Genomic DNA, 23,372 nt, shown 5'->3' on the forward strand with positions numbered 1-23,372 from the left:
GCTCGGGATTCGTCCCACGTCGAGGCTCGGGATTCGTCCCACGTCGAGGCTCGGGATTCGTCCCACGTCGAGGCTCGGGATTCGTCCCACGTCGAGGCTTGGGATTCGTCCCACGTCGAGGCTCGGGATTCGTCCCACGTCGAGGCTCGGGATTCGTCCCACGTCGAGGCTCGGGGTTCGTCCCACGTCGTGGCTTCTCGTTTCGTCGCTATCCACCTCTACTCAAAGCGCGTCACCGTGGCGGGCGGCGTCCTCATCGACGTCACCGACATTGACACGTACAAGGTGCAGGACTTTATCGACTTCCACGGCGTAGCCGTTGAGGACGGTTGGGCGGTCGTGTACAAGGCCGTCGACGACGACCTGAAGTCCGGCCGCGGGTTCGCGTATCCGATCGGTGAAACGGTCACCGCGAAGGACTGGAAACCGTCGAAGGAATGCGGGAACGGTTTGCACTTCGGGTTCCGTCCGGCGGTCGCACGCACCTATTTCGAAGCGGCAACGCGGTTCCTGGAATGCCACGTCGAGGTCGCGACGATGGTCGCGTTGGGCGACAAGGTGAAGGCCCAATCGTGCCGTGTGATCCGTGAGGTCGACCTTGATGGAAACGCGGTGGAGTCGTGACCGTGAAGGCGTACCTGTCACCGCTGGATGAGCTGATGACGCGTTCGGTGGCGTCGTCGACGGACCGGCCGGCGTGGTTGCGGGCACGTACCGGTGGGGTCACGGCGACGGAGGTCGCGAAGCTCGCGAAGGGCGGCCCGGGCGTTCAGGCTGAGTTGGTCACCATGAAGCTGTCGGGTGAGCTCGAAGAGGACCTGTCGCACCTGCGGTATATCCGTTGGGGTCAGATCCGGGAGGAGTATATCGGCGAGTGGGTGGAGCGCCGGTTCAACATTCAGCCGAACCAGGTGTTGTTCCGTGGTGAGAACCCGCGACACCTCGCGACGCCGGACGGGGTCGGGTGCGACTTCGATGAGCGGCTGCTCGTGTGCGAGATCAAAACGTCGCTCCATGATCTTGATCCGGCGTTGACTTTTGGGCACTACCGAACGACTCTGTACGCCGATCAGAAGCAGTGGCAGTTGCACGTGACGGGTGCGCAGCGGGCATTGTTCGCGTGGGAGCAGCACGACGACGACTGGTCGGGCTGGCCTGACCGGGGCCCTGCGCCGGTTCTACCGGAGCCGGAGTGGCGGTGGGTGGAACGCGACGAGGAACGAATCGCACACCTGGTGAAGGTCGCCGACAGGTTCCTGGTGGCGCTTGATGAGGCGGCGGCGGGGAAGGTCGCAGAGTTCGACGTCGAGTTGGACGTGCTCGGGCAGGAGGTCATTCAGCACCGCGCCTCTGAGGGTGCGGCGAAGCGGGCGAAGGATGCCTCGTGGAAGGCGTTGCAGGAGCGTCTGGTGTTGCTGCCGTCGTTTTCGCAGTCGGGGGCGGCACGGGTGACGTGGTCGCCGTCGGTGACTGAGGTGGTGACGTCGACGGTCCCGGATGATGAGGCGGCCGTCGAGGCGGACCCGGTGTTGTTCGCGGCGTTCGTGGATGCGCGGGCGGCGTGGGAGGCGCACTTGGCGGGGTTCACGAAGCCGGTGGAGTCGTCGAGGGTGACGCCAGCGAAGTTGACGGTGACCCCGATGAAGGTCGAGAAGAAGGGTGTGGCTGATGTCTTTTGATATGGAGCCTTGGGAGGCCGACGCGGCGTGTGTCGGCCAGGACCCGGACGTGTTCTTCACTGGGTCTGATGAGAAGGCGGCGGTGGCGGTGTGCGCGTCCTGCCCGGTGAGGGCGGAGTGTCTCGCGTTGGCGTTGCGTAAGGGTTTCGAGTTCGGTGTTTTCGGTGGTTACACGGCGACGCAGCGTAAGACGATGCGCCGGAAAAAGGGAGCGAGTGCGTATGTCTGAGGCAACGAAATCGATGCGGCACGAGAGTCTAACGGCGGCGCTGGCGGCGTTCCAAGCGGAGGTGCCGTCGATCGTGAAGGGGTCGACGGCGAAGGTGCCGACGAAGTCGGGTGGCGAGTACACGTATTCGTATGCGGATCTCGCGGTCATCACCCCGTTGGTGCTCCCCCTGCTCGGCAAGCACGGTTTGGCGTGGTCGGCCCAACCCACGTTGATGGGTGACCAGTTCGTGTTGCACTATTCGCTGGCGCATGAGAGCGGCGAAGCTATCGAGGGTATCTACCCGTTGCCGGACCCGTCGAGTCTGCCGCAGGCTTTGGGGTCGGCGATCACGTATGCGCGCCGGTACGCGTTGTGTGCGATCACGGGTGTATCACCGGGCGGTGACGATGATGACGCGCAGGCGGCTCAGTCTGCCCCTGCTAGGAGGCCCGCACGGAAGGCTGCGACACCCGCTCAGAGCCCTATCGCGGGGAAGACGGCGGTGACCCGGGACTGGGCGGCCGCGGCTCAGGCGTCACGGAACATGGACGAGTTGCGGGAGGTGTTCGAGGCGGCGAAAGCGGAGGGCGAGCTGGGGTTGCCGTTCGAGGAGGGTTCGCCGGGGACGGTCGGTGAGCTGTTGCGGGCGTTGAAGGACACGTTGCCGGTTCAGTGGGCGAAGCCGAAGCCGGAGGCTACCGGTTGGGAGACGGCCGCTGTCGGGATCGTAAACGCTGATGGCGACGTCGTCGTCGTGGATGGTGACCCGGCCTGATGCTGAGCGCTCAGATCCGGCTCAACGACCACCTGGCCAAATGGGATGCTGAGATCCGTCGGTTCGACGCTGCCGTGCACGACTACGGCCGGTCGAAGGCCGGGTATGAGCACCGGGTGGCGATCGTGAAGATCACTGCGAAGCACGCGACGGAGAAGGTTGCTGTGGCGTGGCTGGACACGCTCGCGGATGCCGACGTGGAGGCGAACACTCTGCACCTTGAGTATCGGGGTTCGGAGGCGACGGTTGAGGCGATCAAGGCGCGGTTGCGGTGGTGTCAGGCGGTCGCTGATGCGCTCCGTTCCGAGGTCAGCACTGAGCGCGCTGAGTCGCAGATTTACTCCCTGGACAAGAGCACCCCGTGAGCGTCGTTGAAGAGGTCCGGGCGGCGATTGAGAAGCTGTCCGAGTTCAAGAGTCGTGGGTACAGCGTAGACAACGGGTGGTTGATCGAGTGTGACGAAACAATCACATGGCCTGATGACCCCCGTGTGCCACTTACAAACGACGACTGCATCGTTGCCATGTACAGCACCATCGACGCGCAGTTGGCGATCCTGCAGGAGTGCCTGGACTTCTACGCGAATTCGCAGGCCGTAGGGATGCCCGATAGCGAGATGTCCGAGTACTACGGCAACACGCTCGACCTGGCCCGCGCAATCAACGGACGTGAGGTCGCACTGTGAGCGAGCCGATCAAGCGGGAAGACATCCGCAAGGGGGATGTCATTCGGCAGACGTTCCAGTACACGGCGGAAGTTGACGGACAGCACCAGCCCGGCCTGTCGAAGTTCGAACTCATCGAGCGCCCCGTGACGTTGCCGACTGCAATGGGCACGGTAATCCGCACCAACAACAAGAGTTTGGACAACCCGGTCGGCTGGGTCTTTGAGAAGGGCTCGCGGAAGTGGTACGGCACTGACGGGGAAATATACACGCCCGAGTCGCTAGTGGAGCTGCTCGAAGGCAAGGGCTACCAGGTGCTCCGTCCGGTCGCCGAGGTCGCCGCCGAAGTGCTCGCTGAGGTACGACAGAAGATTACTTACTCTGCAACGCCTCAATGCAAGATCCACATTGCAGACGTGACCGCCAAGTGGGCTGCGAAGTGACCACCGTCGAGTACGCGTTGTGCAGGAACGGGTGCGGCCGGCTGTTGCGTCCGATTGGGACGAAGGCGGCGGATCACCCGGGCACGCATTTGCGGGCGTCGAAGGGCATGTGTGCGCGCTGTTATGTGGCGACGTCGAAGAAGGATCGGTCGTGTGTGGTGGCGAAGATTTTGGAGCGGGAGCGCGAGTTGACGTCGGATGAGGTGAAGGTGCTTGCCCGGGTGAAGTTCCGTTTCACGGGGGATGAGTTCGACCGGGTGGTGTCGATGTTGGGGATTGGTGTGGCGGGTCCGGTGTCGGATTCGCAGTGGACGAGTAGGGCGTTCAACTGATGGACGCGAAGGGTGAGGGTGCGATGCGGGCGGCCGCGGTCGCGTACATGGCGGGCAAGACGACGCCGGGGATTAATCCTTGGCGGGTGTTCGAGGCGGGCTGGGATGCTGCTATGGCTTGGAAGGTTGAGACGCCGGCAAGGGTGACGCTGGGGCGTGACGATGAGGTTCGTTCGTCGGGGTGGTCGGGCGCATGAACGTCCATTTTCAGAGCGGGATGGTGACTCTGTATCACGGGGATTGTGTTGAGGTGATGCGGTCGCTGCCGGAGGCGTCGGTGCATTCGATTGTGACGGACCCCCCGTATGGGCTCGAGTTCATGGGGAAGGGCTGGGATGCGCCATGGAAGGCGGCTGGGGCTGTCGTTCGTGATCCTGCGACGGAGCGGGGCGGGTTCCAGGATGGGAATGGTGGGAACGCGTACTCGAGGTCGCGGATTGAGTACGGGCGGGGCGGTGCGGCGTCGACGGGTTTCCAGGAGTGGTGTTTGACGTGGGCGGTTGAGGCGTTCCGGGTGTTGAAGCCTGGCGGGCACATTCTTGCGTTTGGTGGGTCGCGGACGTGGCACCGGTTGGCTGCCGCGGTGGAGGATGCCGGGTTTGAGATTCGCGATTCGATCGCGTGGCTGTATGGGTCGGGTTTCCCGAGGTCGCTGGATGTTTCGGAGGCGATGGAGAAGCGTCTCGCGGAGGCGGATCGTGGCGCACCGCCGGCGGGTGCGTGGGGTACGGCGTTGAAGCCAGCGTTCGAGCCGATCGTGGTGGGTCGTAAACCTTTTCCGGGGTCGGTGGCGTCGAACGTGATGGCGCACGGTACGGGGGCGCTGAACATCGAGGGGACTCGCGTTGGGTTCACGGGGGGTACGGCAACCTCGCCCGGTGCGAAGCCGAATGGGAAGAACAAGGTGTACGGCGATGGCATGGGGGGGATGGCGCAGGACCCTGCTTTTGTGTCTGGCCGGTGGCCGTCGAATGTGGTGTTGGACTCGTCGCAGGCGGCCGAGTTGGATCGGCAGTCGGGTGTGACCGTGAGCGTGCAGAGGGTGGGGGCACGGACTGGTAAGGCGTCCGGCGTGCTGGGGACGTTTGCGGGCCAAGACGGCGTGACGATGGGTCACGCCGATTCGGGTGGGGCGTCGCGGTTCTTTCCGACGTTCCGGTATGAGTCGAAGGCGCCACAGTTTGAGAGGCCGAAGGGTGACGACGGTGTGGGTCATCCGACGGTGAAGCCGTTGGAGCTGATGCAGTGGTTGGTGCGGTTGGTGACACCGCACGGCGGTGTGGTGTTGGAGCCGTTTGCTGGGTCGGGGACGACGGTTGAGGCGTGCCTGCGTGAGGGGTTTTCGGTGATTGGGATTGAGCGTGAGGCGGAGTATTTGCCTCTGATTATGAAGCGGGTTGGGAAGGATCACCAGCAGTCGCTGTTCGGTGATTGGGACGGGGTGGCGTCGTGAACGGCAACGGACTCACTGTGACCGATCTGTTTTGCGGGGCGGGTGGTTCATCGTCCGGTCTGGTTGAGGCGGGTTTCCGGGTGGTCATGGCGGCGAACCATTGGCAGATGGCGATCGACTCGCACCAGATGAATCATCCGACGACGGACCACGACAGCGCGGATATTTCGCAGGTGGAGCCGTCCCGGTTCCCGACGACGGACATTCTTTGGGCGTCGCCGGAGTGCACGAACCATTCGGTGGCGAAGGGCATCAAGCGTCAGCGTGACATGCAGGCGCAGTTGCCGGGCATGGAGGATCGGCTGCCGGATGCCGCGGAGTCGCTCGGGGCCGTGTTCGAGGTCGCATCGTGACGGCGCCGAGCCCTGTTGTGCGGGCTGTGACGTATGAGAGGGACCTGGAGCGGTGCGTGTCGTGTGGGGCGAGGGTGCGTTTGCAGTGGCAGCACCGCCGGCGGGTGGGGATGGGTGGTGCTGGGCGGAAGGCACCGCGGGTGGGGTTTGTGGATGGGGTGACGTCGTGTGCGTCGTGCAATCCGCGGTATGAGGGTGATTTGCAGGCGAAGGCGTTGCGGTTTGGGTGGAAGGTGCGGGCGTGGGTGAAGGACCCGGGTTTGGTGCCGGTGTGGTATCCGCTGGAGCAGTCGTGGTTTGTGTTGTTGGGGTCGGGGAAGCGGCAGCCGACGACTCCGGGGAATGCGTTGGTGATGATGGTCGCCGTGTATGGCGACGAGTACGAGCAGATGGTGGAGGCGACAGCGTGAACGAGGCGAAGTGCTTTATGTATCAGGTCTTTGATACTGATGAGCGTCTGGTCTACGTGGGCATCGCGGACAACTTCGAACGGCGCTGGCAGCAGCACGTTTCGATGTCGTGGTGGCTGGGTGAGATCGCGGTCCAAAGGATCGAGGTCTGGGGATATCGGTCACGGTTTGAAGCGAGGCTCGTTGAGGCTTTTATGATCAATGTCCACCATCCGATCTACAACATCAATAAAGAAGAATCCTCTTACCGGAGCTGGTCGCAGAGGCTCGAAGAACATGCGCTGTCAGGTAAATCGACTGATTCGTGTTGGATCGGTGAAATCGTTTCGTTTCGAGATATTGAACCGGTGGTTCGGTAATGGCTCGAATACGTTCGATCAAACCGGAGTTTTGGGATTCTCCTGGTACTGCCCGTGCGTCATTGCGTGGCCGGCTGTTCTTCATTGCGATGTGGAATTGGGCTGATGACTGGGGTGTGGGTGACGCGAATCCGAAGCGTTTGGTGGGGTTTGCGTTTCCGAATGATGATGATGTTTCGGCGGCGGATTTTCCGACGCTCCGCGATGAAGTTGCCGATTGCTTCGATGTGCAGTTCTACGAGGTGGACGGGCGGCAGTATTACAGCATTCCGAGTTGGGATGAGCATCAGCGGACAGAGCGGAAGGCTAAGCGGACCAATCCTGGCTCCGATCGGGCTGACTCGCCCGTAATCACGCGGGAGTCGGAGAATCCGGTGGAGAGCGTCGGAACTTCCGACGCTGAACCTCGGAAAATTGATCGTGGGAACAGGGGAAAGGGAACAGGGGAAGAAGGAAAGGGAAACGTGGCGGATATCCGCCCCGATGTTTCTCGGCTCTGTAATTTGCTGGCCGACCTGATCGAGTCGAACGGGTCGAAGCGCCCGAGTATTGGCACGGGCTGGCTGGATGCAGCACGGCTGCTGGTCGATGTCGACAAGCGGCCGTTGGGTGAGGCTGTGGGGTTGATCCAGTGGTGCCAGGGTGACGCGTTTTGGCGGGCGAACATTCTGTCGATGCCGAAGTTTCGGGAGAAGTACGACACGTTGCGGTTGCAGCGTGAGTCGAAGTTGGTGCCGACCGGTGATTCGGTGCCGGAAGAGAATGTGACTGCACTTCGGATTGCTCGGGAGCATGCCGAACAGAAGGCCGATTGGTGTGAGAAGCACGGTGTGACCGAGGCTGAATATGACGCGAATTGTCACGACAGGGTTTGGCTGGCTCGGGTAGAAAGCCGGGTGGCCGTCAATGAGTGACCAGGAGACGCTCCCGGAGCACGCGGCGGCGACCCTGCAGCATGACAGGTTCGCGGAGCAGTCGGTGCTCGGGTCGATGATGTTGGACGTGCGTGCGGTGTGGGATGTCATCGCGATTTGTGCGCCGACGGATTTTCACGATTGGCGGCATGAGGACATCGCCCGGACCATTGTTGGTCTGGCGCACCGGAACGAACCGACGGAACCGATCTCGGTGATCGCAGAGCTCACGAAGCTGGGCCTGTTGGATCGAGTCGGCGGGGTGTCGTATGTGTTCGAGTTGCAGGGTGTCCCGTCGGTGTGGTCGACGGTCGCCCATTACGCGCAGATCGTGTTGGAGGCGTCGCTCCGCCGGGGACTGCTGGCTGCCGGTAACGAGATCACACAGCTGGGCAAGGTGGGTGTCGGGGACGTGTTCGAGCAGGTGGAGGCGGCGCGAGCCTTGGTGGATCAGGTGACCCGGTCGGCGAAGGTGGACGTGAAACCGATCGGGGACACGTTCGCCAAGATGATCGAGTCGCTGACGGAACCGCCCACGTTCGTGGAAACACCGTGGCGGGACCTGAACGACTTTATCGGCGGGTTACGGCCGGGGAAGCTGTACGTGATAGGTGCCAGGCCAGGCAGCGGAAAATCCATTGTGGGGTTGCAGATCGCGGTGAGGCTCGCGCAGGTCGGGAACGTCGCGTTCGCGTCCCTGGAAATGTCTGAGGAGGACTTGCAGAAGCGGATGCTCGCACTGTTCGGGGAGGTGCACATGACGGCGCTGATGAATTCTTCCCTGTCGCCGGAGGATTGGGAGAAGGTCGCGAAGGTCCGGACGCGGGTGATGGGCGCCCCGATTTACATCGACGACCGGCCGGCGATGAACATCACGCAGATCAAGGCATTCGCCAGGTCGACGGCTCGGAAGGGGAAGCTCGCCGGGGTCGTCGTGGACTACCTGCAGCTGATGACGGACCGTGGCGGGGATAAAGCGCGGCATGAGGTGGTGGGCGAGTTCTCCCGCGAGCTCAAGATTTTGGCGCGTGAGCTGGAGGTGCCGGTGATCGCCCTGTCTCAGTTGAACCGGGCGTTGGAGAAGCGCACGTCGGGGAAGCCGTCGCTGTCGGATTTGCGGGAGTCGGGGGCGATTGAGCAGGACGCGGACGCGGTGATGTTGTTGCACCGTGAGGATGCGAATCCGAAGCGCCGGCACCTGGTGGAGGTGATTGTGGCGAAGAACCGTCACGGAAAAACGGGGACGTTGGAGTTGTTGTGGGAGGGCCAGTACGCGCGGGTTCAGCAGAGGTCGACGGTGTGGACGCCGACGACGGTCATCGAAGATCAAACACTCATCTGAGGAGAGGAAAAGTCATGAGCAGACGTACGGAACGGGAAAGGGAGCGGCGGCAGGAGCGGGCGGCTGCGATCGCGGCGCTTGCTGCGAAGCAGGGGTGCACGTTGGAGGTCGCGGAGGCGCGCTTGGACGTGATCCTTGGGGCGATGTTCGGTCAAACGGATGAGGAGCGCGCTGATCGTCTGGTGCGGGCTGGCTGGGCCGACTGATGCACGGCTGGTTCTGGGTGCTGTTCTTCGTGGCCCTCGGGTGCCTATGGTTCGGGTTTCTCGTGAATGCGATCCTCGCGTACCGGGACCTGCGCCGTGTCCGGCGGGAAATTCGGAGAATAGATTCCTCTGGTACGGGCGGGCTGGGCGACTGATGACTGAGTTCCTCGCAAGGTGGGGCGGGTTGTGCGGGTCGTGCTACGACCACATCGAACTGGGCGACCTGGTGCACTACGTGAACGACGACCTCGTGCACGTGGACTGTGAACCGTACGAGGTCCCCGACGAAAAGACGGTCGTGTGCACGACCTGCTGGATACAGAAACCATGCGAATGCGACGACACAGGGAGAGACGAATGAGTGAGCGCGAAGAACTGATTAAGGCCACGCACCAGTGGCTCGACACGGGCGGGATTCACCCGGCATACGCGGCGGTGGTTCGCACGCTGCTCGCCGCCCTCGAATCCCCTCCCGCAGCGGAGGAGCAGGAACACTGCGGCCTCGGCAGCTGTGCCGCGACGGGAGGCCACGAGGGCACATGCGCCGAGGCGAGCGGTTGGGATGTCGAGGGAGAGCCGGAACGGGAAGCGCTGATAACTGAACTCAGGGAGTGCGGGGCGGGGGACATTCGCTTCGGTATTTCTGACATCGCAGACGCAATCCTCGCTGCTGGCTACCGACGAGAGCCTGAGCCGCGAGAGGTCTCGACGGTTGAGGAGTTGGACGCGAAAACCCTACTGGCGCAGGTATGGGACGACGGGTTCACTGAGCACGTCCGACAAGAAACCATGCAGCGCGCAGACCCGAGCCACCCGATCACCCGCGTCAACCCGTATTTGAATCTGAAGGCAGGTGAGTCGTGATTATCGCCATCTCGCTGAGCATCGTCGGCGCCTTGGTCCTCTGCCTGGTCGTCGCGGAAACCATTCTGATTCGGGAACGGCGCCGGGGTAACCGGGTCGGCCCGAACCTGAAACCGTTCAACACGAAGGACCGCTGACGATGGTCCGGGTGTGTGCGAGAGGGTGCGTCATCACCGGCCGTCACCTGCCGTCGTGCCCGGGTAATTGCGCCGGGTGTTTCCCGGTGCTCGCGTACCAGGGTGCAATGATCTGCGAGGGGTGCGCGGATCGGCTCAGGTCGACGATTGGTGACGCCGCCGACCTGTGCGCGCACATAAGGTCCATGGTCGACCCGTTGAAAGCTCAGGTGTTCGACCGGGAGAAACTGTCGGGCGGGAAGCTGTCACATTCGCCCGCGCCGGTGAGCGTTGACCTGTTAGACGCGGGAACGGACGTGTACGACATCCTGTCGTGGTGGGCGTCATACTTCGGCGACCCGACCGTGTACCGGCCGCTGCCGGTGTCCCTGAGCCCGGAGGAAGTGCACGCGGCAGTGAAGTGGCCGGCCGATTTCCTGCTGTTCAGGTTCGAGCAGGTTTGCAACGACTCGTGGGTGGTGATGTTCTCCCGGAAGGTCATCGACTGGCCGGAGCAACCCGAGGGCCCGGACGAGACGGAGGGGTGGACCATCTGGAAGGCTCTGCTCCGGTTCCCGTTGGAGCGGCCCGCGCATTGGGCCGTGAAGCCGTGTCCGGCGTGCGGTGTCCGAACGGTGAGGGTGACACCGCCGAGGCGCGGGAACGACCCGACGTTGTACGTGTGCCGGTCGTGCACATGGTTTCCCCCGTTCGTCGAGCGGGAGCTGTGGACACAATATTTTGAGGGGACGTTCTGGTGAAGGGTTGGCTGACGTTGGATGAGGCCGCGGCCCGGGTGGGCAGGTCGAAGCGAACAATCTACCGGTGGGTGCAGGACGGTTCCCTGACAATCCACGTCGATAGGGTTATCGAAGAGAAGCTGCTGAAAGTGGACCTGGCGAAACGTCAACGGGTCGGCCGACCAAGGGCAATGAAGGGAATGACACGATGAACGCGATATGGGTGCTTTTGCTGGTGCCATCGATGATGGTCGGATGGGCTGTGGGGGTTCACATGGGCAGGAAGCCGGCTCACGACCCGCGGAGTACGAGATCCTACCGTCGGGACGCTGCAATGGCTGGCTGGATTGCCGGGCGTACCGATAGGGCCGCGGTCAGTATTCGCGGCCAATTGGAACGAAAGTATCCTCCGGGATTCTTGATACCTGAGCGCTTTGATGGAATGACACGCTTGTAATTCATGGCAAACCTGGCACGAATACTGGTACGCTAGACGTAGTTGAGGAATCCGCCCGAGGGGCGGATTTTCTCGTTAACGGGGGCTTTCATGTGGATGGGAGCGGGGGATGAATTCGGGCAAAATTCAGGACGACCTGCTCGACAAGATCGCCGGACTGATCGCGAACCGTGATTCGACGTTGAAACAGATTGAGGTGTGGATCGAGTCTGAACCCGGTCTGCTGGAAGTCCTCGACGACATCCGTCTACACCTGACCGCGGGCTGAGAGCACGTGCGATGTTCGATTCGGATCTCACGGGCCAGATTGGCCTGGTCGTCAAAGCTGTAGGGTTCTGGCCGCGGGTCATAGCTCACGTCACAGCCTCACCCGCACACCATGTGATCATCCATGTCGGCGCGGGCCAGTGCATCAGCGCAGAGCCCGGCGGTACCCGCCTGCGGCCGGTGAGAGACTTTCCCGGGGCTGTGTGGTCACGGTTCCCGTTCACCCGGAAGCAACGGCTCAGCATCGCGTTCTGGGCGCGTAACCGGTACGGCCGCCCGTACAACTACGCGGCGTTCGTCGCGATCGGTGTGGCCCTGATGTTGAAGCGTTCGACCCCTGAATGGGTGGAGCGGTTCCTAATGACGGATCGTTCGTATGAGTGCGCGCAGCTCGCGGACGCGGCCCTGATGCACGCCGGGGTGCATGTGTTCCGTGACGGCCGACCGTATGGCGCCGTGTATCCGGGGTCGTTCGTGAAGGTATGGGAGCACTTCGGGTGGTGGCCTGATGGTCCAGCCTGACATCGACGAAGATGTGGTCGTCGACCTCGATTTCGAGCCGGTGATCGCGTGCGAGGGCCGGGATCATAATCGGGGGATGTCGGGTCATATCCCCGACGCGCCGGGCGCGTTCATGGTCATCTCGCCGTGCCATGGACCGAAGGTCATTCAGTGTGCGCCGCGGGTCGCAGCTATGCGGTTCAGTGGCCTGTTGCACTGCTCGGTGTGTCGTATGGAACACCTGGTCGAGGAGTACCGGTTCCTCCCGATCAAGGGTGAGTGATGGGTCACGAGAGCTTGAACTATCGGCGGGGTCGCGGCGGCCGCCCGTTCGAGCGGTTGAAGAAACAGGTTTACGCGACGGAGACGGTTTGCCGGAAGTGCGGCCGGCGGGTGGATCTGGACCTCCCATACCGTGACCCGGACACGGGGAAGGTCAACCGGATGTCGAAGAGCATCGGGCACACCACAGAGCTCGACGCCGGAGGGCATCCGTACGACGGGCATCTGGAGCACAACTCATGCAACTCTTCGGCGGGGGCTAGGTACGGGAACGCGAAGCACGGCCACGGCAGCGCACCGGAGCCTGAGGTTCAGTGTTCGGCCGATTGGGAGAACAACGACTGGTAGGGGGCGTGATGGCTGTTCTGAACCTGGGCACGGCGTTCGCTGCCGCGGTCATCAAGTATGCGGGCCTTGACCCGCTAGTGCATGACCCGGACACGATGGTCATCGACATGGTCCCGGCAACCGGCCTGGCCACGGTCAGGGTCACGCGCACGTTCAGTGTGGACACTACGGTGCTGCGGAAGCTCATCGGGTCTACGGCCCTCCCGGGCGAGGTGGCACCGCCGCCGCAGGTGAAGCCGTGACGGACGCCGAGATCGACCTGGAGATGACGTACACCACGTACGGGCAGTCATGCCGGGCACACCGGACGGGAATCTGGTCGAGTGCCGCCGCAACTACGGGCACGAGCAGGACCATGCGACGCCGGCGGGGACTCGTGTGATCCGTTGGACGACCGGCCGGGCTGAATGAGCGTTTCATCTGGTACAAAGTCACCCGATTCACGGGGGTTAGACCACACCGGGAAAAGCGCAACCGCGTAAACATGCGGAAGTGCACGATGTTTGTACCAAGAAGAGGGGGTGAACGTCACAATGGAGCCCACATTCACCTACTTCGCACGCGTCGAACGTTGGGTCGACGGAGACACTGTGTGGCTCACCGTTGACCTCGGCTTCCGTATCACCGCACGGACAGACTTCCGCCTCTACGGCATCAATACCCCGGAGCGGAACCAGCCGGGCTATGCGGAAGCGAACGCCCGCGTGAACATTCTCGCGCCGGCGGGAACGATCGTCCCGATCAAGACGTACAAGAACCCTGACAAGTACGGTCGCTGGCTCGTGGACATCTACACCCCAGACCAGCGCACCCTCAACGGCATCCTCATCTCCGAGGGCCTCGCTGTTCCTTACTTCGGTGGCTCACGCACCTAACAGACTCACACCCTGCCTGGCTGGCCGCCTCACCCTGGGCAGGGTGTGACCCAAACAGATTGGTGATCTCATGCCGTTCAATAACGTATCCGGTATCGGTATCAGGGAAACCCCTGTTCCGTCAGCAGCAGCCACAACCTCGGGGGCAACAGCTGCCCTATCTGATTACGGTGTGGCGAAAACGATCCGGGCACAGCTCAACGTCACGGCAGCATCAGGGACAGTGCCCACTCTCGACGTCACCATTCAGGACTCCATCGATGGCGGTGCCACCTGGAACACGGTGGGCACGTTCACTCAGAAGACCGCGGCATCCCGTGAGGTCATCAACGTCACTATCCCGTTCAGCAACACCCTTCGCGCAGCATGGACTATCGCGGGCACCACACCATCATTCACGTTCGCCATCGACTGGTACGCCGAATGACCCAACACTTCCCGGCACCTTTGCCGGGTTGACCATATCCGAATCAAACACCTTGGAGAAGCGCACATGTCTGAACAGATCCCCACTATTGGCCGCATCGTGCTCTACACGCTGACTGAGGTGGATGCGCAACGCATCAACTCGAAGCGTGAAGCGTCCGCGACCTATATCAAAGCGTTCCACGAGAACCCCACCAAGCACGGCGAGATGCAACACAGCGGGAACCCGGTCGAGCCTGGCATGGTCTTCCCGCTCATCATCACCCGCGTATGGGGAATCACACCGACGTCGGCGGTCAACGGTCAGGTGCTACTCGATGGCAACGACTCATTGTGGGTGACGAGCACCTCAGCGCAAGGCAAGAGCGAGTACTCCGCCACGCAGGGCCACTTCACCTGGCCGACCCGCGAGTAGCAGGAGGCAGCAATGACCAGACACACGGACCCGTGCGACCGTGCACCCCGAGGGTGGTGGTGCTCACGCACTCACGGTCACAACGGACCATGCGCAGCAAGACGACGCGGCATCGCGAGGCTCTGGCACGTACTCACACACGCGTGACCATCGCCACATCGGTAATAAATACCCTCTGACCAGCACTTTTTTAGAGTTCAGGGGTCACGATAGACCGCGGTTTCTCTTAAAATATCTCTCCCCGATTGTTTGAGGTGGTGGGTACGTTGGCACCTTTGCCGCAGCATGGGACGCAGCGTCGGTATCGGTTGGAGTTGAAGTCGGGGACTGTGTGTGATCGGTGTCGTGCGGCGAATACTCAGGCGAAGCGGTCGCAGCGGGCTCGTGCTCGTCAGCGGGGGGCGTCGCCGGTTTTGTCGTTGGTGGGCAACGTACCGGTTGTACGTGGGGACGTACCACCCTCTGGTGATGTTGAGCGGACGCCGACGGAGGTTGCGGTGATCGCTGATTTGGGTTCGGTGTCGGTGGAGACGCCGTTCTATTACTCGTTGCGGGCGGCGGCTTTGGTGTTGGCGCGTGAGATTGATACGTCGAAGTTGGCGAAGGCGCCGCTGGTGAAGCAGCTGGTGGATACGATTCGCGAGTTGAGGGGGAAGGCGGGCCCTGGTGGTAGTTCGATCGATGCCATCCTCCGGGAGCTCGCAGCGCCGCTCCCTGGCGTTGCCCCGGTTTCAGACCCCGAGGAACCTGGATAACCCGACGTATGGGGTTCGGGCTGGCCTGATCGGGAAGACGTTGGGTCAGCCGTTCATGCCTCATCAGCAGTTGATCGCGGATATCGCGGGTGAGGTTGACCCGAAGACGTGCCGGTTGAAGTACCGGAAGGTTGTGGTGTTGCTGCCGCGGCAGTCGGGGAAGACGACGATTGACCTGTCGCAGAACATCATGCGCGCGCTGGTGTTCGCGGGCCCGCAGTTCGGGGGACCGCAGACGATCACGTACACCGCTCAGACGCGCAATGATGCGCGGATGAAGTTCCTGGCGCAGGAGAAACTGATCCTCCGCAATTCGGCGTTCGGCGGTTTGTATGAGCTGCGGGAGGCGAATGGGTCGGAGTCGATTCAGTGGGCGAACGGTTCGGTGCACGGGTTGGCGTCGACGACGGAGAAGTCGGGGCACGGTCCAACCTTGGACAAGGGCACGATCGACGAGGCGTTCGCGCAGATCGACCGGCGGGTTGAGGGGGCGATGCGGCCGGCCATGATCGCCCGCCCGAACGCTCAACTGTGGGTGTTGTCCACGGCGGGCACCTTGCAGTCGGTGTACCTGAACGAGGAGATCCGGGCTGGCCGTGAGCTGGTGCTGTCGGGTGAACCGTCCCGAACCTGCTACATCGAGTATTCCGCGTCGGAGGATGACGACCCCGACGACGAGGAAACATGGTGGGGATGTATGCCGGCGCTTGGTTGGACGGTGGGGATTGATGAGATCCGGGCTGAGCATCAGGACGCGGCGAACGATCCGCGCCTGTTCTCGCGCCCGTACCTGAACATCACAGACACGGGGATCGGTGCGGCCGCGGTCGTGACCGACGCTGAGTGGACGGAATCGGGCACGGACTCGGGTGTGGTGGGGCCTCGCGCGTTCGCGCTGGACGTCACCAACGACCGGTCCTGGTCGGCGCTGTCGTGGTCCGGGTTCGACCGTGACGGCGTGTCCGTGTCGGAGCTGGTCAAGCATGAGCGGGGCACACATTGGGTGGTCCCGTTCCTGGTGAAAAAGTTTGCACAGTTCCCGAAGTATGAGCGGCGGATCTACCTGATCGGTGCGTCTCAGGCTGGGCAGATGGAGGACGCTTTCGAGGACGCGGACATCGAGGTCGTCAGGTTGTCACGGCCGGACTATGCGGCGGCGTGCGCACGGTACTACGACGGCATCGTGCAGCGCACGGTACTGCACTTGCGTTCCGGTCAGGTCCCCCTCGACGTCGCGATTGGTGGCGCCGCGTGGGGGACGGGCGACACACGGGTGTGGTCGCGGACCAACTCGACGGTGGACATCAGCCCGCTGGTCTCATGCACGGTCGCAGGGTTCGGGTTCGCACTCGAAATGGCGAACAACTACGACGTCATGGAGTCGACAGCTTAGGAGGCGCACGTGAAATCACTCATCACCACCATCCTTGAGCTGGTCGGACTGGCCCTGATCGTCACGGGTGCCGCCCTGATCTTCACCCCGGCGGCGTTCATCGTCGCCGGCGCTGGTCTCATTCTCATCAGTCGGGGGGTCAACACGTGAGCCTCCTCTTCCGGAAAACCGAAGAACGAGCGATCTCGTATCAGGACGTGTGGGGTTCGGGCGAGAGATCGCCGGTCCGTGGAGACCAGTTGGAGACGGCGCTGTCGGTCGTCCCCGTCTATTCCGCAACGGGCTACATCGCGGACCAGTTCGCATCGTCTCCGTGGGCTGCCTACGATACGACCGCTGGAGCGCCAGTGAAGGCTGCGACTCAGCCGTCGATCATCACAGACCCGGGTGTGCGTCAGCTCGACGTGTTCTCCTGGAAGCACCAGCTGTGCACGTCGATGCTGTTGTGGGGGAACGCGTACGGGTACATCGGGTCGCTCGACCGGGCGGGTAACCCGGCGAAAGTGGAGTGGCTCCGCCCGGACAGGATGAACCTGAACGACGGTGAGTTCTATTTCAATGGCGAGCATGTTTCGCGGTCGAATCTGATTCATATCCCGATGTATGTTCTGCCAGGCTCACCGGTCGGGCTGTCCCCCCTGGGGCTGTTTCGTACGCAAATTGAGACGGGCATTGAAGCGCAGCGCGTGGGGAAGAACTTCTTCAAACGGGGGATGGTGCCGTCGGCGCTACTCCGGAACAAGGCGAAGCAGCTTGACGCGGAGCAGGCGGCGACTGTCAAGCGCCGATTCATTGCCTCGGTCTCATCGTCTGAGCCTTTCGTTACGGGCATGGACTGGGAGTACACGGCGATCGGGCTGCCCCAGTCTGATGTCGCGTTCCTTGCGGGGATCAAGGCTACGGCGACACAGGTCGCCGCAATCTATCGGATATCGCCGGAGATCGTCGGCGGGGAAACGTCAGGGAGTTCGCTCACGTACAAGAACCTGGAGCAGGACCAGATCAGGTTCAACACCGTGACTTTGCGCCCGATCACATCACGCGCTGAGGCCGTGATCGATCACTACATGCTCCGACAGTACGTGAAATTCAACCTCGACGCCGGAGCTCGAGCCGATCTGAAAACACGCTACGAAGCTCACCAGATCGCCATCGACGCCGGGTTCAAAACCGCCGACGAGATCCGTGCGCTCGAAGAGTTGCCGCCGCTGACAGACCTGCAGAGACAACTGATGGCCATGAAAAAGATTCAGTCAACCGTGAAGGGGACAGCTGGTGCATGAAATCGAGAAACGTAACACGGCGCAACCGGTAGAGTTCCGGGCGTCCGACACGGGTGCAGGGGTCCTGACCGGGTACGCGGCGGTGTTCAACCGGTACTCGCAGAACCTCGGCGGTTTCGTCGAGCAGGTCGCCCCGGGTGCATTCAACAAATCACTCGGGGACGCGACACCTGTCATTGCCCGGTACAACCACAACGACGATTTCCTCCTCGGCACGACCGAGGCGGGCACGCTGACGCTCACCGTCGACGGTACGGGTCTCCGCTATGACGTGGAGCTTCCTGACACCACGGCCGGCCGGGACGTTGCGGCGCTCGCGAAGCGCGGCGACCTCCGCTACTCGTCGTTCGCGTTCCGAGCGCTCGACGACGATTGGGGTGTCACCGATCAGGGGTTCCCGTTCCGGACGCTCCTGAACGTGCAACTCGTCGACGTCGCCCCGGTGAACACCCCGGCATACATGGACACGACCGCGGGTATGCGTTCCCTCGCGGAGCGCCTGCACATGGAGGTCGACGAGGTGCGCATAACACCGGTCGAAGAGATCCGCTCACTCCTGAGCGTCGAAAAACTTCCTCCCGAATCTCGGGCGGAACCGGAGAGCAAGGACGGGCAGAGCGAAACTCACCCGACTATTGCGATGCTCCGTCGCCGACTGGACATGGTTCAGTCGGCACCAGTCAGCAGGTAGACAACCACTGGCACAACACCGATCCATTCGCCCCACCCGCAGATTGCGGTGGGGCTTTTTCCTTGAAAGGGAGAAAAAATGCCATCAATGGTGGAGCGCCTGCTGGAACAGCGGGCTCAGCTCTGGAGTCAGGCAACAGCCCTTCTCGACGTCGCCGACGCTGAGAAGAGGGACCTGTCTGGGGCAGAGAACGAACAGTACGACAAGATCACGGAGGACATGCGTTCCCTGAAGGAACGCGCGGACCGGTTCATGGAGGACGATCGCACCTCCCGTGACATCGACGAGGCCCTGCGCTCGTTCAAGGGCCGTGAGCAAACAACCGAGAGCCGGCTGCCCGAGCTGCGCAAGTTCGTGAACGGTGAAACGAAGTCGTTCGAGATCATGCCGACGGTGAAGGAACTCGAGGAGATCCGGGCACTGTCCAAGGGCACCCTGACCGCCGGCGGCAACACGGTGCCGACGACGTTCTACGCCAAGCTGTGGGAGCACATGGTGGAAACGGCCACGCTCCTCGCGGGAGGCGCGACACTGTTCACCACCAACTCGGGTGAGACCATCGACTTCCCGGTGACGACCAGCCACGGCACCGCCGCCGCGGTCGCTGAAGGTGCGGTGATCGGCGGGACCGACCCGGCGTTCGCGAAGCGCTCCCTCGGCGCGTTCAAGTACGGCGAGTTCGCTCTCATGTCCCGTGAGCTGACGCAGGACACCGGCGTTGACCTCGAGGGTTACCTTGCACGTGTCTTCGGACGCAACGTGGGTAACCTGCTCGGGGCGAAGCTGATCGTCGGCGTCGGCACGACTGAACCGGCCGGCATCATGGGTTCGGCAACGCTGGGCATCACGGGCGGCACGGGTGTCGCGGGTGCTCCCACCTTTGACAACCTGATCGACCTGTTCTACTCGGTCATCTCCCCGTACCGGAACAGCCCGAACGCGTCGTGGCTGATGAAGGACACCACGGCGGGTGTGCTCCGGAAGGTGAAAGACCTGAACGGCCAGTACATCTGGCAGCCGTCCGTCATCGCCGGCACACCGGACCGGATCGAGAACAGGCCCGTGTTCACGGACCCGAACGTGGCAGGCACTGCGGTGAATGCAAGGTCGGTGGCGTTCGGTGACCTGTCCGCGTACGTCGTGCGCATCGTCAACGGTATCCGTTTCGAACGGTCCGACGACTTCGCGTTCAACACGGATCAGATCGCGTTCCGCGCGATCGTCCGTGGTGACGGTCTCCTCGCGGACCAGACCGGCGCCGTGAAGTTCTACCAGGGTGCTGCAACCTGATCGGTTCGGTTCCTGAGGGGGCGGGCTTCGGCCCGCCCCCTTCCCCGTAAACCCCCAACGAGGAGGCAGTAAATGAAGATTCGAATGCTCGCGAAGATCAGCGGAACCCGCGACCTGGTCGACTGGCCGGATGTCGGCGGGACCATTAACGTCCCCGCCGATGAAGCTCAGAGCCTGATCGAGAATGGGCTGGCCGCCGAGGTCGGCGCCGTCGAGACGGCGGACCTGACTCGTCGGACACGCAAACCGGAAACTGCCACTGTGAAGGGTCTCACGAAGAGGGACCTGAGCTAAATGGCGACCGGGCTGATTCCTCTCGCGGACGCGAAACGGTCGCTCGGGATTGTGGGCACCGCAGACGACGCCGACATTCAACGGTACATCGAAGCGGCGACCCCCGTCATTGAGAACATCACCGGCCCTCTGATTGCCGGGTCGAAGGTGCACACGCTGAGCGGTGGGTCTGGGGTGCTCGTGCTTAGCGGCCCGTTCAGCACGGTCACGAGCGTGGTCGAGTCTGGTGTCACGATCACCGACTATCTCGCGGACGGGCCCGCGGGCATCATCTACGCCGGCACCACTGTGAGTTCCCGGGATTTCAAATCCGGGGTGCGGAACATTGTGGTCACCGTGAACGTGGGGAATGCGGAGATCCCCCCGAACGTGATTCTCGCAGCGCGTGAGTTGGTCAGGGTGTGGTGGCAGCAGGGCCGCCAGGGTAATCGTCCCGCGTGGGGCAACGACGTACCTGATGGGGCGGATGTTCCGATGGGGTTCGCCATTCCGCGACGCGTCGTCGAGTTGCTGCGGCCGCACGCACGAGCGGATGGGTTCGCCTGATGGTCGAGGCGACACAGGCTCTCGCGTTCAAGGAGGCGATGTTCAACATCGCCGTCGGGTTGTGGGCCGCGGACACGACGGTGCAGGTCGCTTTCGGTCACCCGGGCCAAACGATGATGAACGACATTGTGTCGTTCGGGGAGTTGGGCAGTTCGCAGGTGCCGGGGCCGATGGGCGGGCAACGGTCCCGCGATGAAACTCTGACGCTCACCGTGATTTTCTCCATCTTCCGTGGTGGTGGTGCCGATCAGGAGATTGTCACCGCCAGGCGCGGTTACGCGCTGCTCGGCCAGCTGGAGAACTACGTGCGGAAAACGGACACGACCGTGACCGGGACGGTGCGGAGTTGTTTCCTTGCCTCTCACGCGTCGGACGGTTCGACGGACCCTGATGTGCTGGCGGCTGGCCGGCTGACCACCATTGCGGCGCAGTTCGTCGCTGTCACACGAATTACTACTGGGAGCTGACCATGAAACTCATTCACCATTCGCCGGCGGGCGCGCTGGAGATCGTCGGTGTCGACGGGATCGTCGAGCCGGGCGAACCGTTCGAGATCCCCGACGAGCAGGCCGAGGGTCTGCTCGTGCAATCCGACCTGTATTTCCGCGCACCTGAACCGACACCTGAACCGAAGGGCAAGAAATGACCACGCAACAGGACGCCGCCCTCGGGCTGAAAAAGGAGGCCACGTTCGGGACCTACATCGCCCCCGATAAGTTCTTCGAGATCACGCAAGAGGACTTCGCGTGGAACCCGACGTTCAGTTCCGGGTCGGCGATGCGCTACGGGAAGCGGGTCATCGCGGGCGACCGCCGTGTACTGGTGAAGGAAGAGGTCACCGGGTCGCTCACTGTCGAGGGCATCACGAAGACCCTCGGTGCCATGTTCGAAGCTGCGCTCGGGTCGGGGGTATCGACGATCATCGGCGCGGGCCCCGGGTACCAGCAGCTGTTCACGCCGACGGCGACGGACCCGCTGCCGTCGTACACGATTCAGGCGAGCATCCCCACCGTGGGTGGTGGTGCGGCTCAGCCGATGTCGTTCCTCGGGTGCGTGTGCACCGGGTTCGAGCTCGACGCCGGTAACGCGGGCGTCCCCATGTTGAAGTTCAATTGGGTGGGAAAGTCCGTGGACACCACGCAGGCGTTCGTGACTCCGTCGTATGTGGCGGGCACGTCGCTGATGTCGTTCGTCGGCGGGTCGATCCGGATCGGTGGCACCGTGACGGTGCCGACGAACGTAGCGCTGGCCTCGGGTGGTACGGCGGCGGCGAACGTGGTGGATGCGAAGTTCACCTATGAGAACGGCGTCGACTCGGGCGGGTTTTTCTTCGGCGGCGGCGGCAAGCGCGGCCGGGCACCCGTGGTGGGGGGCCGGGGGCTGTCGGGGAGTTTGACGGTCGAGTACGACACGAACGTCCTCCGGGACGCGTTCCTCGCACAAACGGATCTGGCGTTGGTGTTGAAGTTCGCGCACTCTGTGGCGATCACGGCCGGGGTGTTCCCGACGCTGGAGATCACGATCCCGGTGGTCCGGTTGGACGGTGAACTGCCGAAGGCGAACGGCGGGGATGTCATCACCCAGTCGGTTGACTTCACGGGGGTGGACGGGCGTGTTGCTGCGCAGCCTGTGTATGTGGCGATCGTGACGGCGGAGACCGCGATCTGATGGTTGAGGTGGTCATCGACCGGGCGGAATGGTATCGGCTTGCGGGTGACCTCAAAGCGTATGAGCCTGCTCTACTGCGCGCGCTACGGCGCCGGCTGAAGAAGTCCGGCGACCTCGCGGCGCTCGCAGTGAAAGCGAAACTTGCCAGCGCGGGCGGCGGTGACGTCGGGCATGAGAACCGGGCGGCGCTGATCGCTGGAACGCGCGTGTCGGTGAGTTTCGCTGAGCGAACCGCGGGCGTGAAGATCGTGACGAACCCGTCGAAACTACCGGCGACGAGCCGGGGCTTGGCTAAGGCGTTCAACCTGGCCGAGTTCCGGCACAGGGTGTATGGCCGGAAAGTGTGGGTACCTCAGAAGGGGCGCCCGTATTTCAACACGTCCATCGATGAGGTTGCCCGGACTGTGATGGTCCGGGAAATGCAGGAAGCAATGGATGAGGCGACGGCCGTGATCACTTCACGCGTCGGCGCATGGCCGTACTAAAAACTAAAGGGGCACGAGGCGTATGAAACTACTCATCGGTGATGCGAAGTATGACCTGTTCGAGGGGATTCAGAAGGCGACCCTGTCGGACCTGATCCTGTTGAAACGGGCGACGAAGTCGACGGACTTCCCGAACGGGATCACGGTCAACACGATCCAAGCTTTCTTTACCTCGCTGAAAGCTGACGAGGATGATGAGCGCGGGCTGCTGGAGATGCTCGTCGATTCGGATGAGGGTCTCGAAATCGTGCGGGCGATCATCTTCCTGTGTCGCCGCCGCGCCGGGGAAACACAGTCGTTCGACGAGCTCACCGATGTGGCTCTGTCGGAGACGGGGTTTGAGGACGACGAGGTCGAGGTTGAGTCCGGCCCAAAAGACGAGGCCGTCGCGCCGGTCAAAAAGACGAAGACCTCGAAGACGTAGAGGCGTCCCTGTATCGGTGGTTGCCGGCGATCTCGCATTATTTCCCGGGTATCACCCCGCTGAACGTGTACCAGCTCACCGTTGATTGGTGGCGGGTGTACGTCGCGGAAG

39 protein-coding genes are annotated in these 23,372 nt (G+C 62.7%); all 39 read left to right on the forward strand.

Going from position 1 to position 23,372, the window contains the following annotated elements:
* A partial coding sequence (locus tag E3T48_RS17055) for a DUF7666 domain-containing protein (RefSeq protein ID WP_206751164.1) occupies nucleotides 1–624 on the forward strand: 624 nt, incomplete at its 5' end.
* A gap of 2 nt (nucleotides 625–626) precedes the next feature.
* Nucleotides 627–1,679 (forward strand): YqaJ viral recombinase family protein, encoded by a 1,053-nt coding sequence (locus E3T48_RS12320; RefSeq protein WP_134524347.1) that lies wholly within the window; start codon nucleotides 627–629, stop codon nucleotides 1,677–1,679.
* Nucleotides 1,669–1,908, forward strand: coding sequence for a WhiB family transcriptional regulator (locus tag E3T48_RS12325; RefSeq protein ID WP_134524348.1), 240 nt, complete (start codon nucleotides 1,669–1,671; stop codon nucleotides 1,906–1,908). The genes E3T48_RS12320 and E3T48_RS12325 overlap by 11 nt, the downstream gene beginning before the upstream one ends.
* Entirely contained in the window at nucleotides 1,901–2,665 is a 765-nt protein-coding gene (locus E3T48_RS12330; RefSeq protein ID WP_134524349.1) for an ERF family protein, read from the forward strand. The genes E3T48_RS12325 and E3T48_RS12330 overlap by 8 nt, the downstream gene beginning before the upstream one ends.
* Nucleotides 2,665–3,030: a hypothetical protein gene (locus E3T48_RS12335; protein WP_134524350.1), complete on the forward strand. Its 366-nt coding sequence runs from the start codon at nucleotides 2,665–2,667 to the stop codon at nucleotides 3,028–3,030. The genes E3T48_RS12330 and E3T48_RS12335 overlap by 1 nt, the downstream gene beginning before the upstream one ends.
* 125 nt (nucleotides 3,031–3,155) lie before the next feature.
* Nucleotides 3,156–3,350, forward strand: a complete 195-nt coding sequence (locus E3T48_RS12340) for a hypothetical protein (protein ID WP_134524351.1) — start codon at nucleotides 3,156–3,158, stop codon at nucleotides 3,348–3,350.
* Nucleotides 3,347–3,772 (forward strand): hypothetical protein, encoded by a 426-nt coding sequence (locus tag E3T48_RS12345; protein ID WP_134524352.1) that lies wholly within the window; start codon nucleotides 3,347–3,349, stop codon nucleotides 3,770–3,772. The genes E3T48_RS12340 and E3T48_RS12345 overlap by 4 nt, the downstream gene beginning before the upstream one ends.
* A complete protein-coding gene (locus tag E3T48_RS12350; protein WP_134524353.1) occupies nucleotides 3,769–4,104 on the forward strand; it encodes a hypothetical protein in 336 nt (111 codons plus the stop codon). The genes E3T48_RS12345 and E3T48_RS12350 overlap by 4 nt, the downstream gene beginning before the upstream one ends.
* Nucleotides 4,105–4,297: 193 nt before the next feature.
* A complete protein-coding gene (locus tag E3T48_RS12355) occupies nucleotides 4,298–5,557 on the forward strand; it encodes a DNA-methyltransferase (protein WP_134524354.1) in 1,260 nt (419 codons plus the stop codon).
* Nucleotides 5,554–5,910 (forward strand): DNA cytosine methyltransferase, encoded by a 357-nt coding sequence (locus E3T48_RS12360; protein WP_134524355.1) that lies wholly within the window; start codon nucleotides 5,554–5,556, stop codon nucleotides 5,908–5,910. The genes E3T48_RS12355 and E3T48_RS12360 overlap by 4 nt, the downstream gene beginning before the upstream one ends.
* 241 nt (nucleotides 5,911–6,151) lie before the next feature.
* Nucleotides 6,152–6,679 (forward strand): GIY-YIG nuclease family protein, encoded by a 528-nt coding sequence (locus tag E3T48_RS12365; protein WP_134524356.1) that lies wholly within the window; start codon nucleotides 6,152–6,154, stop codon nucleotides 6,677–6,679.
* A complete protein-coding gene (locus E3T48_RS12370; protein WP_134524357.1) occupies nucleotides 6,679–7,593 on the forward strand; it encodes a hypothetical protein in 915 nt (304 codons plus the stop codon). The genes E3T48_RS12365 and E3T48_RS12370 overlap by 1 nt, the downstream gene beginning before the upstream one ends.
* On the forward strand, nucleotides 7,586–8,935 hold the full coding sequence (locus E3T48_RS12375; RefSeq protein ID WP_134524358.1) for a replicative DNA helicase: 1,350 nt from the start codon (nucleotides 7,586–7,588) through the stop codon (nucleotides 8,933–8,935). Before E3T48_RS12370 ends, E3T48_RS12375 begins: the two co-directional genes overlap by 8 nt.
* 14 nt (nucleotides 8,936–8,949) lie before the next feature.
* Nucleotides 8,950–9,141, forward strand: coding sequence for a hypothetical protein (locus E3T48_RS12380; protein WP_134524359.1), 192 nt, complete (start codon nucleotides 8,950–8,952; stop codon nucleotides 9,139–9,141).
* A gap of 357 nt (nucleotides 9,142–9,498) precedes the next feature.
* Nucleotides 9,499–10,005: a hypothetical protein gene (locus tag E3T48_RS12385; protein WP_134524360.1), complete on the forward strand. Its 507-nt coding sequence runs from the start codon at nucleotides 9,499–9,501 to the stop codon at nucleotides 10,003–10,005.
* Nucleotides 10,002–10,142 (forward strand): hypothetical protein, encoded by a 141-nt coding sequence (locus tag E3T48_RS16795; RefSeq protein ID WP_166789721.1) that lies wholly within the window; start codon nucleotides 10,002–10,004, stop codon nucleotides 10,140–10,142. Before E3T48_RS12385 ends, E3T48_RS16795 begins: the two co-directional genes overlap by 4 nt.
* A gap of 86 nt (nucleotides 10,143–10,228) precedes the next feature.
* On the forward strand, nucleotides 10,229–10,882 hold the full coding sequence (locus tag E3T48_RS12390) for a hypothetical protein (protein ID WP_134524361.1): 654 nt from the start codon (nucleotides 10,229–10,231) through the stop codon (nucleotides 10,880–10,882).
* Nucleotides 10,879–11,073, forward strand: a complete 195-nt coding sequence (locus E3T48_RS17645) for a helix-turn-helix transcriptional regulator (protein ID WP_166789722.1) — start codon at nucleotides 10,879–10,881, stop codon at nucleotides 11,071–11,073. Before E3T48_RS12390 ends, E3T48_RS17645 begins: the two co-directional genes overlap by 4 nt.
* A 354-nt stretch (nucleotides 11,074–11,427) precedes the next feature.
* Complete coding sequence (locus E3T48_RS16800) at nucleotides 11,428–11,586, forward strand: hypothetical protein (RefSeq protein WP_166789723.1); 159 nt, start codon at nucleotides 11,428–11,430, stop codon at nucleotides 11,584–11,586.
* Nucleotides 11,587–11,765: 179 nt separating this feature from the next.
* Complete coding sequence (locus E3T48_RS12400) at nucleotides 11,766–12,107, forward strand: hypothetical protein (RefSeq protein WP_166789724.1); 342 nt, start codon at nucleotides 11,766–11,768, stop codon at nucleotides 12,105–12,107.
* Nucleotides 12,094–12,369, forward strand: a complete 276-nt coding sequence (locus E3T48_RS12405; RefSeq protein WP_134524363.1) for a hypothetical protein — start codon at nucleotides 12,094–12,096, stop codon at nucleotides 12,367–12,369. Before E3T48_RS12400 ends, E3T48_RS12405 begins: the two co-directional genes overlap by 14 nt.
* Nucleotides 12,369–12,716 carry a hypothetical protein gene (locus E3T48_RS12410; protein ID WP_134524364.1) on the forward strand — a complete coding sequence of 116 codons (348 nt, stop codon included), beginning with the start codon at nucleotides 12,369–12,371 and terminating at the stop codon, nucleotides 12,714–12,716. Before E3T48_RS12405 ends, E3T48_RS12410 begins: the two co-directional genes overlap by 1 nt.
* An 8-nt stretch (nucleotides 12,717–12,724) precedes the next feature.
* On the forward strand, nucleotides 12,725–12,958 hold the full coding sequence (locus E3T48_RS12415) for a hypothetical protein (RefSeq protein WP_134524365.1): 234 nt from the start codon (nucleotides 12,725–12,727) through the stop codon (nucleotides 12,956–12,958).
* Nucleotides 12,959–13,237: 279 nt separating this feature from the next.
* Nucleotides 13,238–13,591, forward strand: a complete 354-nt coding sequence (locus E3T48_RS12420; RefSeq protein ID WP_134524366.1) for a thermonuclease family protein — start codon at nucleotides 13,238–13,240, stop codon at nucleotides 13,589–13,591.
* A gap of 172 nt (nucleotides 13,592–13,763) precedes the next feature.
* A complete protein-coding gene (locus tag E3T48_RS12425) occupies nucleotides 13,764–14,018 on the forward strand; it encodes a hypothetical protein (RefSeq protein ID WP_134524367.1) in 255 nt (84 codons plus the stop codon).
* 66 nt (nucleotides 14,019–14,084) lie between these two features.
* Nucleotides 14,085–14,432, forward strand: coding sequence for a hypothetical protein (locus E3T48_RS12430; protein ID WP_134524368.1), 348 nt, complete (start codon nucleotides 14,085–14,087; stop codon nucleotides 14,430–14,432).
* 497 nt (nucleotides 14,433–14,929) lie between these two features.
* Nucleotides 14,930–15,187 carry a hypothetical protein gene (locus E3T48_RS12435; RefSeq protein WP_134524369.1) on the forward strand — a complete coding sequence of 86 codons (258 nt, stop codon included), beginning with the start codon at nucleotides 14,930–14,932 and terminating at the stop codon, nucleotides 15,185–15,187.
* 55 nt (nucleotides 15,188–15,242) lie between these two features.
* The gene (locus tag E3T48_RS12440; protein WP_166789725.1) at nucleotides 15,243–16,580 is read left to right on the forward strand and encodes a terminase large subunit; all 1,338 of its coding nucleotides are present in this window, start codon (nucleotides 15,243–15,245) and stop codon (nucleotides 16,578–16,580) included.
* Nucleotides 16,581–16,589: 9 nt separating this feature from the next.
* Nucleotides 16,590–16,730, forward strand: coding sequence for a hypothetical protein (locus tag E3T48_RS16805; protein WP_166789726.1), 141 nt, complete (start codon nucleotides 16,590–16,592; stop codon nucleotides 16,728–16,730).
* The gene (locus tag E3T48_RS12445) at nucleotides 16,727–17,863 is read left to right on the forward strand and encodes a phage portal protein (RefSeq protein WP_134524371.1); all 1,137 of its coding nucleotides are present in this window, start codon (nucleotides 16,727–16,729) and stop codon (nucleotides 17,861–17,863) included. The genes E3T48_RS16805 and E3T48_RS12445 overlap by 4 nt, the downstream gene beginning before the upstream one ends.
* Complete coding sequence (locus tag E3T48_RS12450) at nucleotides 17,856–18,554, forward strand: HK97 family phage prohead protease (RefSeq protein ID WP_166789727.1); 699 nt, start codon at nucleotides 17,856–17,858, stop codon at nucleotides 18,552–18,554. The genes E3T48_RS12445 and E3T48_RS12450 overlap by 8 nt, the downstream gene beginning before the upstream one ends.
* Nucleotides 18,555–18,632: 78 nt before the next feature.
* Nucleotides 18,633–19,844 (forward strand): phage major capsid protein, encoded by a 1,212-nt coding sequence (locus E3T48_RS12455; protein WP_134524373.1) that lies wholly within the window; start codon nucleotides 18,633–18,635, stop codon nucleotides 19,842–19,844.
* Nucleotides 19,845–19,916: 72 nt separating this feature from the next.
* The gene (locus E3T48_RS12460) at nucleotides 19,917–20,138 is read left to right on the forward strand and encodes a hypothetical protein (RefSeq protein WP_134524374.1); all 222 of its coding nucleotides are present in this window, start codon (nucleotides 19,917–19,919) and stop codon (nucleotides 20,136–20,138) included.
* Nucleotides 20,139–20,684: a head-tail connector protein gene (locus E3T48_RS12465; RefSeq protein WP_134524375.1), complete on the forward strand. Its 546-nt coding sequence runs from the start codon at nucleotides 20,139–20,141 to the stop codon at nucleotides 20,682–20,684.
* Nucleotides 20,684–21,151 (forward strand): hypothetical protein, encoded by a 468-nt coding sequence (locus E3T48_RS12470; protein ID WP_134524376.1) that lies wholly within the window; start codon nucleotides 20,684–20,686, stop codon nucleotides 21,149–21,151. Before E3T48_RS12465 ends, E3T48_RS12470 begins: the two co-directional genes overlap by 1 nt.
* 2 nt (nucleotides 21,152–21,153) lie before the next feature.
* Nucleotides 21,154–21,330, forward strand: coding sequence for a hypothetical protein (locus E3T48_RS16810; protein WP_166789728.1), 177 nt, complete (start codon nucleotides 21,154–21,156; stop codon nucleotides 21,328–21,330).
* Nucleotides 21,327–22,352, forward strand: coding sequence for a phage tail tube protein (locus tag E3T48_RS12475; protein WP_134524377.1), 1,026 nt, complete (start codon nucleotides 21,327–21,329; stop codon nucleotides 22,350–22,352). The genes E3T48_RS16810 and E3T48_RS12475 overlap by 4 nt, the downstream gene beginning before the upstream one ends.
* Entirely contained in the window at nucleotides 22,352–22,837 is a 486-nt protein-coding gene (locus E3T48_RS12480; protein WP_134524378.1) for a hypothetical protein, read from the forward strand. The genes E3T48_RS12475 and E3T48_RS12480 overlap by 1 nt, the downstream gene beginning before the upstream one ends.
* 22 nt (nucleotides 22,838–22,859) lie before the next feature.
* Nucleotides 22,860–23,261: a hypothetical protein gene (locus E3T48_RS12485; protein ID WP_134524379.1), complete on the forward strand. Its 402-nt coding sequence runs from the start codon at nucleotides 22,860–22,862 to the stop codon at nucleotides 23,259–23,261.
* Nucleotides 23,262–23,372: the final 111 nt, after the last annotated feature.

The organism is Cryobacterium fucosi, assembly GCF_004403515.1.
GTDB lineage: Bacteria > Actinomycetota > Actinomycetes > Actinomycetales > Microbacteriaceae > Cryobacterium > Cryobacterium fucosi.

Coding starts and splice junctions, on each gene's coding strand:
- E3T48_RS12325 (WP_134524348.1), top strand. CDS start 1,669: ATGTCTTTTGATATGGAGCCTTGGGAGGCCGACGCGGCGTGTGTCGGC.
- E3T48_RS12330 (WP_134524349.1), top strand. CDS start 1,901: ATGTCTGAGGCAACGAAATCGATGCGGCACGAGAGTCTAACGGCGGCG.
- E3T48_RS12335 (WP_134524350.1), top strand. CDS start 2,665: ATGCTGAGCGCTCAGATCCGGCTCAACGACCACCTGGCCAAATGGGAT.
- E3T48_RS12355 (WP_134524354.1), top strand. CDS start 4,298: ATGAACGTCCATTTTCAGAGCGGGATGGTGACTCTGTATCACGGGGAT.
- E3T48_RS12370 (WP_134524357.1), top strand. CDS start 6,679: ATGGCTCGAATACGTTCGATCAAACCGGAGTTTTGGGATTCTCCTGGT.
- E3T48_RS12375 (WP_134524358.1), top strand. CDS start 7,586: ATGAGTGACCAGGAGACGCTCCCGGAGCACGCGGCGGCGACCCTGCAG.
- E3T48_RS12380 (WP_134524359.1), top strand. CDS start 8,950: ATGAGCAGACGTACGGAACGGGAAAGGGAGCGGCGGCAGGAGCGGGCG.
- E3T48_RS12385 (WP_134524360.1), top strand. CDS start 9,499: ATGAGTGAGCGCGAAGAACTGATTAAGGCCACGCACCAGTGGCTCGAC.
- E3T48_RS16800 (WP_166789723.1), top strand. CDS start 11,428: ATGAATTCGGGCAAAATTCAGGACGACCTGCTCGACAAGATCGCCGGA.
- E3T48_RS12405 (WP_134524363.1), top strand. CDS start 12,094: ATGGTCCAGCCTGACATCGACGAAGATGTGGTCGTCGACCTCGATTTC.
- E3T48_RS12410 (WP_134524364.1), top strand. CDS start 12,369: ATGGGTCACGAGAGCTTGAACTATCGGCGGGGTCGCGGCGGCCGCCCG.
- E3T48_RS12415 (WP_134524365.1), top strand. CDS start 12,725: ATGGCTGTTCTGAACCTGGGCACGGCGTTCGCTGCCGCGGTCATCAAG.
- E3T48_RS12430 (WP_134524368.1), top strand. CDS start 14,085: ATGTCTGAACAGATCCCCACTATTGGCCGCATCGTGCTCTACACGCTG.
- E3T48_RS12440 (WP_166789725.1), top strand. CDS start 15,243: ATGCCTCATCAGCAGTTGATCGCGGATATCGCGGGTGAGGTTGACCCG.
- E3T48_RS12455 (WP_134524373.1), top strand. CDS start 18,633: ATGCCATCAATGGTGGAGCGCCTGCTGGAACAGCGGGCTCAGCTCTGG.
- E3T48_RS12460 (WP_134524374.1), top strand. CDS start 19,917: ATGAAGATTCGAATGCTCGCGAAGATCAGCGGAACCCGCGACCTGGTC.
- E3T48_RS12465 (WP_134524375.1), top strand. CDS start 20,139: ATGGCGACCGGGCTGATTCCTCTCGCGGACGCGAAACGGTCGCTCGGG.
- E3T48_RS12470 (WP_134524376.1), top strand. CDS start 20,684: ATGGTCGAGGCGACACAGGCTCTCGCGTTCAAGGAGGCGATGTTCAAC.
- E3T48_RS16810 (WP_166789728.1), top strand. CDS start 21,154: ATGAAACTCATTCACCATTCGCCGGCGGGCGCGCTGGAGATCGTCGGT.
- E3T48_RS12475 (WP_134524377.1), top strand. CDS start 21,327: ATGACCACGCAACAGGACGCCGCCCTCGGGCTGAAAAAGGAGGCCACG.
- E3T48_RS12480 (WP_134524378.1), top strand. CDS start 22,352: ATGGTTGAGGTGGTCATCGACCGGGCGGAATGGTATCGGCTTGCGGGT.
- E3T48_RS12485 (WP_134524379.1), top strand. CDS start 22,860: ATGAAACTACTCATCGGTGATGCGAAGTATGACCTGTTCGAGGGGATT.